We start from the raw sequence: 13965 nt of genomic DNA, 5'->3' as shown, positions 1-13965 counted from the left end.
GCCTCGCCGGGTGGCGGCTCGGTGGCCGGGGCGCGGGTGACCGACACGGATCAGGCCCGGCCGTTGCGGGTCAGCACGAAGCCCAGCGGGGTGACCCCGGCGGCGCGCAGACGCTCGACGAGCCGCCGCAGATCACTCTGGCGGGTGCGGTCCCGCTCGACCACCACCACGGCGCCGCCCTGGCGGGCCACCGCCACGCCACGCTCGTCGGACTCCGCCGGTGGGGCGTTGAACAGCACCAGCCCGTGGTCCGCGCCCTGGCGCCAGGTGCCGAAGCGGACGCTGCCGACCCCCACGGTCACCTCGTCCGCAGACGCCGGCCGGCCGTTCTCGGAGTTGCCGGACGCCACCCGGGGCAGGGTCAGCGTGGAGTCCGGGTCAGTGGACGGGCGGGCGCCGGGCGGGTGCGGGGAGGGCCGCCGAGGCGCCGGACTCTCCGCGGTGGCGCCGGCCGGGCTCGGAGTGCCGGCCGGTCGGGGTTTGGGCACCAACGGCCGGGACGGGTCGATGGGCAGCCGCCCACGGTCGGCGAGGACGACGGCGCGCAGGCGCTCCACGCGCCCGCTGTCGTCCGCCACGAAGACCTCCCGGCCGTCCGCGGCCAGCGCCACGGCCAGCCCGGCGGTGAGTGCCGTGGCGTCTTCCCGGGCGGTGACCAGCGCGACCCGGGCCGGTTGGCGCACCCGCTCGGCCACCGCCATCGCCACGTAGCGGATGTCCGCGTCGACGGCCCGGGGGCTGCCCCGAAAACCGGCCCGGCGCACCGTGCCGAGCAGCGGCAGGCCGCTGGCGTCCCGGCCGTCGCTGACCGAGCGGACCCGCCGGTCGGTCGACTCCCAGACGTACGCCAGCACGACACCGATCAGCGCGCCGCCGAGCAGGCCGGCAACCAGGTAGAGCGGCCGGTGCCCGGCGGAGGTGGCCAGTGCCCGCTCGGCGGTCTGGGTGATCCAGCCGGGGTTGACGTCGACCGCGGCGATCTCGGTGCGGGCGGCGTTGAGCTGGGTGAGCTGGTTGTTGATTCCGGACAGTTCGGCAAGCGCGGCGTCGCCGGCGGCGGTGCCCTTGGCGCTGCTCACCCGCTTCTGCACGGCGGCCTGCTGGGCGGCGACCTTGGTGATGCTGGCGTCGTAGGAGCGCAGCATCTCGGCGCGCTGCTGCTCGTACATGGTGCGCCGCACGTCGAGGTACGCCTGCGCGGCGAGGTTGGCTCCCTGCACCGCCCGCTGCGCGTTGGACGCCTGATAGGTGAAGCGCAGGATCTGCCCGCCGGTGGGCACCTCGACCTCGAGGGCGTTGCGGATGTCGCGTGGCTCGCCACCGGTGGCGTCGGCGAGACGCTGGACCACCTGGGTGCCGGTGGCGAGGCCGCTCTCCACGTTCATGTTGACGGCGCGGTCGGCGCCCGCGCCGCTGGGGGTGAAGGCGTCGGTGACCACCGGGCGGACCGCCACCACCGCGTTCGCGCTCACCGCCGCCGGGACGAGCAGCACGTAGCCGAGGGCGGCGAACAGGCCGACCAGGGCTACCGCTACCACCAGCCGCAGCCGGTGCATCGGCACCCGCAGCAGGTCGGTGAGCGTGACGGCGCGGGCGGTGCCGGCGGACGGGCCGTCCGGCGGCCAGGGGGCGGGTGTCGTGTCAGTCATGGAACTTCTTCACCGTCTGTTGAGGATTGCCGACGACGACGACGCCCGGTGGCACGTCCGCGCGTACCACCGTCGCCGCGCCCACGACGCTGTCCCGGCCGACGCGGACTCCCTTGAGGACCAGGGCGTGCGCGCCGACCCACACGTTCTCCTCGAGGACGATCGGGGCCCGCGTGGCCGGGCCGGGCGGGGCGTGCCGCTGCCCGGGCGGCAGGTTGTGAAAGTCGTTGTCGAGGAGTTCGCAGTCGGACAGAAGGCACCTGTCTCCCACCGTCACCGACGTCCAGGTGCCGATCCAGGTGGCGTTGAGCAGGCAGTCGGCGCCGATGCGCACCTCGCCGGGGCCGGCGAAGCGGACCAGTTTGTTGAGCCGGCTCCGGTCGCCGATGCTGACCCGTACGCCCCGGCGCAGCCGGATCCGACCTCGGATCTCCACGTCCCGGCCGAGCGTGAGGCGTCGGTAGCGCAGCCTGTACCAGGCGCGTTTGAGCGCGAAGACCAGGTGCACGGCGCGTTTCGCGCGGATGCCAGCGGCGCCGACCAACGACCCCTCCCCCACATCGTGGGGTCGGCGGCGGTGGTCCCGCCGCCGACCCAACGCGAACAATCTACCGATGTTCCGTTACCAACGGTTGACCCTTACTGCACGGAGAAGAACATCGAGGGGGTAGACCAGGACAACTCGGGCGTCGCCGTGGCGATAACAGTCGCCGTGGCGCCGTTGACCACGGCGGTCGGCGCGGCCGTCGGGTCGAACGGCACGCTGCGCAACGTGCCGTCGGTGGCACCGTAGACGATGCGACCGCCGACCCAGGCCATGCCGCGCACACTCGACCAGGTGACACCTGTGGTGGGCAGCGCGAACTCGGTGGCGCCCAGATAGTTGCCGTCGATCTCGAAGTAGCGGTAGTAGAGGTTGTTGGTGCCGGTCCGGGTGTAGTAGAGCCGGCCGTCGAGATAGAAGGCCCCGGTCAGCAGCGCCGGGTTGAACCAGTCGTTGTAGCCGGACGCCTCCCACGGCGACCCGATCGCGCCGCCGTTGAACAGCGAGATGTCGATCCGGCTGCCGGTGGGCGTACCCGCGACGGTGTGCGCCCAGTAGATCCGGTCGTCGACCCGCCAGGTCGCGCCGGCCGCGGTGTAGGCGGGCTGGCTGACCGCGGTCGAGGCGCCCAGCGCGGCGCCGTCGAACGGCACCTTGGTCACGGCGCCCGGTGCGGTGCCCAGGTAGAGGTTGCCGGTGGTCGCCGACGGCGGGTTCTTCGCGGTGAACGTACGCCCGCCGGCGAGCGGGAACATGCCGAGCCGCCCGTGGTACTCCTCACCCATCCCGTCGGAGTTGTGCCCGAAGTAGAGGCCGTCCGAGCCGCGCCAGAGCACCGGCACGGCGGAGCCCCAGGCGGTGGTGCCGGCGGGCATCGAGGCGCTGCCGCTGCGGCGCGGGTTCCAGTTGACCGGAAGGCCGGTGGCCGGGGTGACCGCGCCGATGCCGAGCCGGTCGATGGCGCCGTTGCCTGCGGTGTCGCTGGCGTTCGGGTTGTTCAGCCACCGAAAGTGACCGCCGAGGTAGATGACGTTGTCGGCCACCTCGACCGAGGTGATGGTGTCGTTGCCGGTGAAGTCGAGCCAGGTGGCGAGCTGGCCGCTGCCCCGGGCGGGGGTCTCGAAACGGGCCAGGGCGTCGCAGTAGGCGGTCGGCCACCCACCGCCGCCGTTGGAGCCGACCACGAACCAACTGCCGTCCTCACCGAACTTCACGTCCTGCACGTAGTGCACGAACGTGGCCGGGGACGCGCACGGCGACACGTACTTCTCGGTGCTCCAGTCCAGCACCGCCGGCGTGCTGGTGAGGTCGACAAGCGCGATCTGGTTGCGCGGCAGGTCGTTGACGAGCGTGAAGTTGCCGCCCAGCACCAGGGTGTGGCCGTCCGGCGTGACGTCGATCGTCCACACGTACGACGAGGTGCCGTTGCGTCCGACGGTGGCGTCGACGGCGAACGTCGGGTCGATCGCGCCGGTCGTCGCGTTGAGCCGGGCGAGGCCGGCGTGCGCGGTGCCGTTGAGCCAGTTGAACGCGCCGGCCACGTAGAGCCAGTTGCCCGACAGGACCAGGTCCCGGACGGCGCCGCCGTCGGAGCGCCCGACCCAGCTGTCGACGATCGCGCCGGTCGCGGGGTTCAGCGCGACCAGGTTCTTGCGGGAGACGCCGTTGACGGTCTTGAAAGCGCCGCCGACGATCAACGTGCCGCCGGGGCCGGCGACCAACGTGTTGACCGCGCCGTCGAGCACCGGCAGGAAGGTCGTGGACATGGTGCCGCTGGTGCGGTCGTACGCGAAGAGGTAGCGCTGCGTGACCCACGCGGAGCTGGCGGTCTGTCGGAGCTGCGTGAAGCTGCCGCCGACGAAGACCGTGTTGCCGACCTGCGCGAAGGCGCGGGTCTCGCCGTCACGGGCGTGCGGGGTCGAGTCGCTGGGATTCGCGGACACCAGGGTTGCGGTTTCGGGCACCGGTACCACTGCCGCCGAGGACACCGAGGGCACGCTGAGCACCGCGGCGACGACCGCCAGAGCGACCACCCCCGCCCGAGTACGACGTCGTACTGACAAACGCCACGAGTGCGAGAGTTTGGGCACGCTGCGCCTCCAAGATGGATGAGAACCCGAGGTAGCGTGCCTCGCCCAGCCTGGTAGGCGCATCCGCCGATTGGGCGGTGCATGAATCTGCTAGCCGACAGAACGCCGGAGGATCAGATGGCTGCCCCTCGATGAACGGCGCGTGTCGTCACGGTGTCGTCATCTCGTCAGCGGCTGCCTCCGGTGGGCTGCCGAAGGTACGCGTCCTTGCCGGCCTGGGTGAAGCCGGCCACCGCGGAGGCGTCGTGGTTCATCGTCATGTCACAGGTCGCCGTGCGGGTGGTCATGCCCGGCGAGTTGAAGTAGATGGCGGCCTTGATCTTCGGGTGCGCCTTCAGGGCCGCCGGGAACTCCTGGAACCAGCGCTGCTTGGCACCCGGGTCCTTGGCGTCGAAGTTCGTGCCGAACTCGGCGAGCATCCGCGGCTTGCCGGCCCCGATGCCGTTCTCGTCGAGCCAGCGGTAGAAGCCGTCCACAGTGGTGCTCGGGCTCTTCCACACGGTGCTGCCGTTGCAGACGTGGAAGTTGTACGGGTCGTAGGCCACCCAGTCGACGTACCGGTCACCGGGGTAGAGGCCGGCGTACCGGGAGTAGTGCCCGGACCAGCCCATCATCGTCCAGACCCAGACGGCGTTGTCCGCGCCGGCCTTGGCGAACCGCTCGTACACGTACTTCCAGGCCCGGACGAAGTCGGCGTCGCTGCCCTTGCCCGGCTCGTCCTCCGGCTCGTGGTCGAAGCCCATGAACACCGGCACCTTGGCGTCGCGGATGCGACCGGCGACCGCGTCGATCGTGGCGTCCTGCCGGCCACCGTAGATGTCGGACCACTTCAGCGTGGTGCCGGCGGAGAAGTCGCGGGACTCCCATGCGAAGAACATCAGCCGGCCCTCGCGCATCTGCTGGGCCTCGTACGCGTCGGGGAAGGCGCCGTTGCTGCCGGCGTTGGAGAAGTCGTGGTAGCGGTGCACGATGTCGAACTTGCGCCCGACCTGCGCCTCGACGTCGGTGATCGCCTTGCCGTGGTCCCAGCCGCTGCCCGCGTTGGCGGGTGAGTACATCCCCCACCAGGCGCCGCAGGAGGGCACGAGCGTGTCGGACACCTGGCCGCACTTGCCGGACGGGAGGGTGGGGCTCTGCGTCGGGGTCGGCGTACGGGTCGGCGCGACAGTCGGCGTGGGCCGGGGCGCGGCGGTGGTCGGCGCGACGGTCGGCGAGGGCGGCGGCGCCGGCTTGGTGGTCGGCGCCGAGGTGGGTCCGCTGCCGAGGTCGTAGCTGATCACCAGGCTGGGGCGCAGATCCGGGTTGCGGTTCTCGACCGACGCCCAGTAGACGCGGGTCTCCAGGCCGGTCTGGGCGAGCGACACCGTCCAGGTGCCGTTTCCGGTGACCAGCTTGGAGACGTCCCACTCGTTGACGCCCTTGGCCACACCGGTCACGGTGTCCAACGCGGTCCCCACCTGCACCGGGACCGGTCGCGCCTCGCGGGCGCTCACCGATGAGGCGTGCGCGGTCACCGTGGCGGCGAACTGCTGCCAGGCGTGCATGCGCAGCGTCGCCCGGACGTTGACGGCGGCGGCGGGGAGAGTGGTCACCGCGAACTCGACGACCGCCTCCCGGCCGCCGCGCGGGTTGCCGTCGCAGCGCGCCGGACACGTCGCGAGGGTTCCCTTGGTGGCGTTGTCGCCGTCCTGCGACACCATCGTCGCGGTGGTGTCCGCCACCGCGCGGATCGACAGGTCGTCGCTGGCCAGCAGCGGCATCATTGTCGCCACGATGCCGGCCACCACCGCACCGCCGACCACGCCGACGGCGATCGCCTTGCGCCGGGGGCCGTTGCGGAGCCGGGTGATGCGGTGCAGTCCATGCCTGGTCAAGGAGAACTCCCTGTGTCTGCTGCGATAACCGAGAGCAGCGTATCGACGACCAGGGCATGTCGTGGGCAGGACAGTTTCCCGTAAGCGCGTCTTAACCGTCAGCTAAGAAAGGCGCTCCGGCGGGCCGCCACCAGCGCCTCCCGCATCGCCCCGACCGGCGCGGCAACGCCGGTGAACTGCTCGAACTGGCCGACCGCCTGCGCCAGCAGCAGGTCCAGTCCGGACACCACACGCAGCCCCGCCGCACGGGCCGACGCGGCCAGCGGTGTCGGCCACGGGTCGTACAGCGCGTCGAAACACACCGCACCCGGCCGCCACGTCACCACGTCCGCGAGCGGGTCGGCGACACCCTTGGGCACCGTGGAGACGACCACGTCGGCGACGGCCAGGTGTCGGGGCGCGTCGGCCCAGGCGCCAGCCGTCAGCGTCACGTCGAGGGCGTCGGCCACCGGGCGCAGCTCGTCGACCGCCTCGGGCCGGCGGGCCACCACCGTCACCGACGAGCACGCCAGTCGCGCGGCGGCGGCCAGCGCGGCGCGGGCCGTACCCCCCGCGCCGAGGACGGTCAGGGCCGCGCCGGGCAGCACCCCGGCCTCGGTGAGCACCTCGACCATGCCGCCGACGTCGGTGTTGTCCGCGTACCAGGAGCCGTCCGGACGGCGTACCAACGTGTTGGCGGCGCCGACCGCGACGGCGACCGGCGACGCGGCGTCGGCCACGGCGAGCGCCGCCTCCTTGCCCGGCATGGTCACCGACAACCCTGCCCATTCCGGGCCCAGGTCGGCGACCAGGGCCGGCAGCTCCGCGGCCGCGCACTCGATGCGGGTGTACGACCACCCGGTCAACCCGGCGGCGGCGTAGCCGGCGGTGTGGATCACCGGCGAGAGGGAGTGCGCGATGGGCTTGCCGAGCACCGCCGCCCGACGGGCCACCACGGTCCGCGTCATGTCCCGCCCCCCGTACACGTCGCCTCGACCCTACCCACCGCACCGATCACCGCACCACCCGCCGCCGACCGCGCCCACGATGTTCGCTTGACGTTCCATCGACGTCGGTGAAAGCATTCGGCGCAGACGATCGATCGGAAACAGGGGGGAACAATGAACAAACGGATTCTGCGCGTCCTCATCGCGATTGCCGCGGCCTTCAGCATGTCGTTGCTGGCCGCCGCACCCGCGCGTGCGGACAGCGCGGCCGGCAGCTGGTCGGACAATCACGAGCTGTGCGCGTCCAGCTCGTGCGTGCGCGCCGGCAACATCGTGCGGCTCTGGCAGGCCATCATCTGGGCCGACGACCTCAGCGGCACCGTCGGCACCAGCTTCATCGACGGCGAGTACGGCTCCAACACCGCCGCCAAGACCAGGACCTGGCAGGACGTGATGAACATCGGCGTCGACGGGTCGGTCGGCCCGCAGACCTGGGGCAAGGCGTACGGCGCGGTCAACCGCAACACCGGCTACGACACCAGCACCCAGACCGGGTACTTCTACTACGGCTACAACCGCACGTTCGCGCTGCGCAAGCAGAACAGCAACGGGGTGTGGACGTTCCTGAACCCGCGCACCGGTTCGTGGACCGGCACCAGCCACTGACAACGGCACCGTAAATGGTGTTTCCGGGCCGACGAAAAGGCTCCCTTTCCCGGCATCGGGAAGGGAGCCTTTTCGTGGTCGGGAAATCGTCAGATGATGCCGGCCTCGCGGGCCTTGGCCTCGTTGCGCTGGTGCTCGGGATACGTCTCGGCGAAGGCGGAGTGGCCCTGCTTGTCGATCGCCACGAAGTACAGCCACTTGCCTACAGGCGTGTCCATCGCCCCTTCCAAGGCCTGCTTGCCCGGGTTGTTGATCGGGGTGGGGATCATGCCGCGCAGCTTGCGGTTGTACGGGTTCTTCGGGTCGTCCAACTCGGACGCCGTCATCTGCTTGGACGACTTCGTCGGCTTGCCGATCGACTCCAGGTAGTAGTTGACCGTGACGTCCATCTCCAGGCAGTTGCACGGGAACTCGCCGTACGCCCGGTTGTAGGCCACCCGGGCGACCTTGCCGAGGTCGTCCTTGTTACCGGCCTCGGCCTGCGCCAGTGACGCCACGATCAGCGCCTCGTACGGGCTGACCTTGCGATCCTTCTGCACCTGGTCGGCGAACTTCATCTCGCCGGTCACCGAGAGGAAGTTGTCCACCATCAGCTTGAGGATGCTCTCGGCGGTGGCCTTCGGCGGGATCTCGTACGTGTCCGGGTAGAGGAAGCCCTCGACGGACTTGACGACCTTCTTGCCGTCGTCGCGCTTGAACCACCAGTCCGGGACGCCGAGCGCCTCCGGGTCCTTGGCGGCGGCCTGGAACTCCTTGACCGGGATCTCGGTCTTGTCGGAGAGCAGCTTGTAGATGTTCATGCTGGTCCGACCCTCGGGGATGGTCAGCCCGTTGACGATCTTGTTCTTCAGGTCGAGCATCGCCGTCACGGCGCTCGCGGCGCTCATCTGCTTGCGCAGCTTGTACGTGCCCGGCTGGATGTTCTTGCTGCGCGAGTTGGCCTCGGCGGCCTCGATGAACGCCTTCTGGCTCTTCACCACGTCGGCGGCCACCAGGGCGTCGGCCATGTCGGCGATCAGCGCGCCGTTCTTGATCTCGACGGTGATCTCGCCGGACCCGGCGCCGTCGTAGTCGGGTGTGACGAAGTAGTTCTGGATCCGGTCGAACCCGTAGAACGCGCCGCCACCGATGCCGCCCAACAGGAGCAGGGCCATCAGCAGCGCGAGGAATGTCTTGCCGCGCCCCCCGGAGCTGGAGCCGCCGTTGCGTTTACGGACGAAGCCGCGCCGATGCCGGCCCTTCTCACCCCGCTCCGGCTCGTCAAACCCAAGATCCAGATCGTCGATCATTACGTCCGCCTCCGCTGCGCGTCCAGCCAGCTCTGCAGGATCTCCACCGCGGCCGCCTGGTCGACAACCGCACGTTGACGTTTACCTCGGACGCCACGCTCGGCAAGCCTACGAGAAGCGACCACGGTCGACATCCTCTCGTCGGTAAGCGTTACCGGTACGGGCGCTATCACATCGACCAGTCGGTCAGCGTACGCCTTCACTCCGACCGCCGCGGGACCGTGTCTGCCGGCCAGATTGACCGGAAGGCCGACGACGACCCCTACCGCTTCATGTTCGGCCACCAGCGCCGCGAGCTGGGCAATGTCGCTCGGCACCGCGTCCGGAGCGGCGGTGAGATCGCGGGCGAGAGTGACCAGCGGCGTCGCCAGCACCCCGTCCGGATCCGAGCGGGACACCCCGACCCGCACCTGACCGACGTCCACGCCGATGCGAACGCCCCGTGTGAAGCCGCTCACCGACGGTCACCCCTCGCCTGTTGACGAACCAGGGCGGACCGATCGGTCCGCCCTGGTCGACGATGGCCGTCCATCACGCCTCGGTGATCGCCTTCTCGACGGTGAGCAGCAGGTTCGGCGCCTCGGCCGCCGGCAGGCCGCCACCCTGGGCCAGGTCGGGGCTGCCCCCGCCGCGCCCGGAGAACGCCGCCTTCACCAGGTCCGAGGCGGCCAGGCCCCGACTGCGGGCGGCCGCGTTGACCGCCACCACCAGCGACGCCTTGCCGTTCGCGCGGGCCGCCACCGCGACCACCGCCGGCCGCGCCGGATCGATCTTGCCGCGAATCTCCTGCGCCAGGGTCCGTACGTCGTTACCGGCCGCGCCCTCCGGCGCCTCGGTGCCCACGTACGCCACCCCGCGCACATCCTTGGCCTGCGCGGCGAGCGCCCCCGCCCCGCCCAGCACCAGCTGGGCGCGCAGCTTCTCCAGCTCCTTCTCCGCATCCCGCAACTGGGTGACCGTCTGCTCCACCCGGTCCGCGACCTGGTCGTTCGGCACCCGGTACAGCTCCGCCAACCGGGAGACCAGCAGGTGCTCCCTGGCCAGGAACCCGAAGGCGTCCATGCCGACCAGCGCCTCGACCCGGCGGACACCGGAACCGATCGACGACTCGGAGAGGATCTTCACGAGGCCGAGCTGGGCCGAGCGGGCCACGTGCGTGCCGCCGCACAGCTCGCGGGCGTAGTCGCCGACCTCGACGACCCGCACCTCCTCGCCGTACTTCTCGCCGAACAGCGCCATCGCGCCGATCCGCCGCGCCTCGTCCAGCGAGGTGATGAAGGCGTGCACCTCCAGGTCGGCCAGGAGCACCTCGTTGACCTGCTGCTCCACGTCCCGCAGAACTGTCGGCGACACACCCGTCGGGGTGTTGAAGTCGAACCGCAGCCGACCCGGCGCGTTCAGCGAACCCGCCTGGGTGGCCGACTCGCCGAGGAAGTTGCGCATGGTCTGGTGCACGAGGTGGGTGGCCGTGTGCGACCGGGAGATCGCCCGCCGACGGGTGGTGTCGATCTCGGCATAGCCGGTGTCGCCCGGGTGCACCTCACCCCGGATGACCCGGGCCCGGTGCACGATCAGGCCGGGCACCGGCTGCTGCACGTCGAGCACCTCGACCTGACCGTCGCCGACGGTGATGATGCCGTGGTCGGGCTGCTGGCCGCCGCCCTCGGCGTAGAACGGGGTCGTGTCCAGCACCAACTCGACGGTCTCACCCTCGGTCGCCGCCTGGCGCGGACCGTCGGCGCCCAGCAGCGCCCGCACCCGCGACTCGCGGGCCACCTCGCTGTAGCCGGTGAACGTCACCGGGCCACCGGCGTCGAGCACCGACCGGTACGCCGACACGTCGGTGTGCCCCGTCTTGCGGGCCTGCGCGTCCGCCTTCGCCCGGGTCCGCTGGTCGGCCATCAGCCGCCGGAAGCCCTCGTCGTCGACACTGAGGCCCTGCTCGGCCGCGATCTCCAGGGTCAGGTCGATCGGGAAGCCGTACGTGTCGTGCAGCTGGAACGCCTTCGCGCCGGACAGCGCCGTGCCGCCCGCCGTGCGGGTCTCGGCGATCGCCGTGTCCAGGATCGTCGTCCCGGCACGCAGCGTCGACAGGAAGGCCTCCTCCTCGGCGTACGCGTACTGCGCGATCCGGTCGAAGTCGGTCGCCAGCTCCGGGTACGACGGCGCCATGCAGTCCCGCGCGACCGGCAGCAGCTCGGGCAGCGCCCGGTCCTGCCAGCCGAGCAGTCGGATCGACCGGATCGCCCGGCGCATGATCCGGCGCAGCACGTAGCCGCGGCCCTCGTTGCTCGGGGTCACGCCGTCGCCGATCAGCATCAGCGCGGTCCGTACGTGGTCGGCGACCACGCGCAGCCGGACGTCGTCCGGGTGCGACTCGCTGGCCACGTGCCCGGAGTGCGCGCCGTAGCGCTTGCCGGTCAGCTCGGCCGCACGGGCGAGGATCGGCCGGACCTCGTCGATCTCGTAGAGGTTGTCGACGCCCTGCAGGATCGACGCCATCCGCTCCAGGCCCATGCCGGTGTCGATGTTCTGCGCCGGCAGGTCACCCAGGATCGGGTAGTCCTCCTTGGTGGTGCCCGGACCGCGCTCGAACTGCATGAACACGAGGTTCCAGTACTCCATGTACCGGTCCTCGTCGACCGCCGGGCCGCCCTCACGGCCGTACTCCGGCCCCCGGTCGTAGAACAGCTCCGACGACGGACCGCACGGCCCGGGAATGCCCATCGACCAGAAGTTGTCCGCCTTGCCCCGGCGGACGATCCGCTCGGGCGGCACACCCACCGAGCGCCAGATCTCGTACGCCTCGTCGTCGTCGAGGTAGATCGTCGGCCAGATCCGCTCCGGATCCAGCCCGTAACCACCCTCGGCGATCGGCTTCGTGGACAGCTCCCACGCCAGCGGGATCGCGCCGGCCTTGAAGTAGTCACCGAAGGAGAAGTTGCCGTTCATCTGGAAGAACGTGCCGTGCCGGCTGGTCTTGCCGACCTCGTCGATGTCCGGGGTACGGATGCACTTCTGCACGCTCACCGCCCGCCGGTACGGCGGGGTCTGCTGGCCCAGGAAGTAGGGCACGAACTGCACCATGCCCGCGTTGACGAACAGCAGGTTCGGGTCGCTGATGGCGGGCAGCGGAGCGGACGGCACCACGGCATGGCCGTTCGCCTCGAAGTGCGCGAGGTACCGCCGCTTGATCTCCGCCGTCTTCATCGCTGGTGTTCCTCCGGAAAAATGTCTCGATCGCCGATCCGCGGGGACTCCCGCAGCTCGGCGAACTGGTCGTCGAACGCCTCGCCCTGGGCGAACGCCTGGTGGATCTCCTGCTCGCGCTCGGCCATCCCGACCCGGACGTCCTCCACGAAGCTACGCAGCGATTCCATCAGGCCGCCAGCGGATTCCGACAACGTGCTGGCGATGCCGGCCGGGGTGTACGCCTGCGCGGTCCGGGTCGCCTTGCGGACCACGATCACGCCGACGGCCACGCCGATGCCGAGCCAGAACAACCGCCTCATGTCTTGCTACCTCCTGCTGGCCCGGCCGGTCAGCGGTTGCCGCGCCGGGCGGCCCGCCGCTGCTGCTTGATGGTGTCGCGCACCTCACGCTCGGTCTCGGCGTGCCGGCGGCCGGCGGCCGCCTTGCGCACGCCGTAGCCGAACGCGGCCACCTTGACCAGCGGATTCGCGGCCGCGGCGGAGACCACGGTGGCCAGGTTCGCGACGTTGGCGGTGACGTTCTGGGCGTGGCTGGTCATCGTGTCGACCTTCGCCAGCTGCAGGTTCACGCCGTCGAGCGACGTCTGCACCTGCTCCAGGGCGACGTTGACGTTCTTCACCGTGGTGTTCACGTCGCCGAGCAGCGGCGCCGTCCGATCGTTGAGGTCGTTGATCATTCGCGTGGTGGCGTCCACCGTGTGCCGCAGCCGCAGGATCGGCAGCGTCAGGATGAGCACCAGCACCGCGAACGCGCACGCCGCGATCAGCGCCGCGACCTCTCCAAAGTCGCCCACGCGTCTCCTCCTCAAGCAGATTTCCGCCGGACCCGACGTCCCCGGAACGCACAACCTGGTGCCCACCGGACCCACCGAGCCGTCACCGGTCGCCGGGCACGGGCGGGCCCGCCAGCCCCAGACCCTACCGTCCGTGATGGAGCGCGGCTCAGGACGGTGAGGGTGTCACGTCGCTCAGCGGATCCCCGCTGACCGTCGGGAACGGATCCTCTCCGGTCAGTGACGGATCGGTGCTGGGCTGCGGCCTGGTCCGCTCGTCGTCGATCGCGTTGCGCACCTTCACCGACACCAACGAGCCGGCGCAGTCTCCCGCAGCGGCCGACGGCTCCGGGGACGGCACGATCGCCGGCTCCCCGTCGACCGGTGGCGGTACGCAGGCCGGCGCCCGTACCCACAGGTCGAGGGTCAACTCGTCCTGACGCCAGCACGTGTAGCTGCCCTTCGTCTCCTGCTCCGGGCAGCGGCTGACCTTCCACGGCTGCCAGCCGTCCTCGCGCAGCGCGGCCTCGTAGACCTTCGCCGTCTCCTCCGGCGACTTCTGCGAGGTGACGGTGCGCTCGCGCAGCCGGCAGTCGAGCAGACACCAGCGGCTGCCGCTGACGTCGTCGACAGTCTTCGTCGCGGCCCACGCGGGCACGCCGAGCTGGTCCAGGTTGTCGAAGACCGGGTCCCGGCTCAGCGTCCGGACACCGAAGAAGAGCGGTACCGCGCCGAGCAGCACGACGCTGACCAGCGCCAGGACGGCCACTCGCAGCCGGCGTCGTTCGCGTGACTGCCGGCGTACCTCGGAACGGGCACCCGGGGCGTCGTCGTCGGAGGCGTCCTGACCGGCCGCGCGCAGCGCGGGCCCGTCGGTCGGTTCGGCGACCGGCGCCGTCGCGGCGGGCACCACGACGGCGGCGCGGGCCACACCGGCGGGCT

Annotated in this window: 12 protein-coding genes; 1 reads left to right on the top strand and 11 read right to left on the bottom strand. The window is 70.9% G+C overall.

Annotation, left to right across the window (positions count from 1 at the left end):
- Positions 1–50: 50 nt before the first annotated feature.
- From B0E54_RS23580 to B0E54_RS23560, 5 genes are all read right to left on the bottom strand, one after another.
- The gene (locus B0E54_RS23580) at positions 51–1649 is read right to left on the bottom strand and encodes a lipopolysaccharide biosynthesis protein (RefSeq protein WP_234588115.1); all 1599 of its coding nucleotides are present in this window, start codon (positions 1647–1649) and stop codon (positions 51–53) included.
- Positions 1642–2193: a DapH/DapD/GlmU-related protein gene (locus B0E54_RS23575; RefSeq protein ID WP_234588114.1), complete on the bottom strand. Its 552-nt coding sequence runs from the start codon at positions 2191–2193 to the stop codon at positions 1642–1644. Before B0E54_RS23575 ends, B0E54_RS23580 begins: the two co-directional genes overlap by 8 nt.
- 95 nt (positions 2194–2288) lie before the next feature.
- Entirely contained in the window at positions 2289–4256 is a 1968-nt protein-coding gene (locus B0E54_RS23570) for a hypothetical protein (protein WP_374109309.1), read from the bottom strand.
- Between the two features lie 194 nt (positions 4257–4450).
- Positions 4451–6157, bottom strand: a complete 1707-nt coding sequence (locus B0E54_RS23565; protein WP_234588112.1) for a glycosyl hydrolase — start codon at positions 6155–6157, stop codon at positions 4451–4453.
- A 98-nt stretch (positions 6158–6255) separates the two neighbouring features.
- On the bottom strand, positions 6256–7104 hold the full coding sequence (locus B0E54_RS23560) for a shikimate dehydrogenase (protein ID WP_234588110.1): 849 nt from the start codon (positions 7102–7104) through the stop codon (positions 6256–6258).
- 153 nt (positions 7105–7257) lie between these two features.
- On the opposite strand from B0E54_RS23560, the gene B0E54_RS23555 reads away from it, so the two are divergent.
- Positions 7258–7749 (top strand): peptidoglycan-binding protein, encoded by a 492-nt coding sequence (locus B0E54_RS23555; protein WP_234588109.1) that lies wholly within the window; start codon positions 7258–7260, stop codon positions 7747–7749.
- Positions 7750–7838: 89 nt separating this feature from the next.
- Here the strand turns inward: B0E54_RS23555 and mltG are convergent, their stop codons facing one another.
- The 6 genes from mltG to B0E54_RS23525 all read right to left on the bottom strand — a co-directional run bounded on the left by mltG (position 7839) and on the right by B0E54_RS23525 (position 13885).
- Complete coding sequence (gene mltG, locus B0E54_RS23550) at positions 7839–9038, bottom strand: endolytic transglycosylase MltG (RefSeq protein WP_234588108.1); 1200 nt, start codon at positions 9036–9038, stop codon at positions 7839–7841.
- Positions 9038–9496 (bottom strand): Holliday junction resolvase RuvX, encoded by a 459-nt coding sequence (ruvX, locus tag B0E54_RS23545; protein ID WP_234588107.1) that lies wholly within the window; start codon positions 9494–9496, stop codon positions 9038–9040. Before ruvX ends, mltG begins: the two co-directional genes overlap by 1 nt.
- 73 nt (positions 9497–9569) lie before the next feature.
- Entirely contained in the window at positions 9570–12248 is a 2679-nt protein-coding gene (gene alaS / locus B0E54_RS23540; protein ID WP_234588106.1) for an alanine--tRNA ligase, read from the bottom strand.
- On the bottom strand, positions 12245–12550 hold the full coding sequence (locus tag B0E54_RS23535; RefSeq protein ID WP_234588105.1) for a hypothetical protein: 306 nt from the start codon (positions 12548–12550) through the stop codon (positions 12245–12247). Before B0E54_RS23535 ends, alaS begins: the two co-directional genes overlap by 4 nt.
- 29 nt (positions 12551–12579) lie before the next feature.
- Positions 12580–13044, bottom strand: a complete 465-nt coding sequence (locus B0E54_RS23530) for a DUF948 domain-containing protein (RefSeq protein ID WP_234588104.1) — start codon at positions 13042–13044, stop codon at positions 12580–12582.
- Between the two features lie 148 nt (positions 13045–13192).
- The gene (locus tag B0E54_RS23525) at positions 13193–13885 is read right to left on the bottom strand and encodes a hypothetical protein (protein WP_234588149.1); all 693 of its coding nucleotides are present in this window, start codon (positions 13883–13885) and stop codon (positions 13193–13195) included.
- Positions 13886–13965 lie beyond the last annotated feature (80 nt).

The organism is Micromonospora sp. MH99 (assembly GCF_021442385.1).
In the GTDB taxonomy this organism is placed as follows: Bacteria; Actinomycetota; Actinomycetes; order Mycobacteriales; family Micromonosporaceae; genus Micromonospora.
This window is presented reverse-complemented; position numbering and strand designations above follow the sequence as displayed.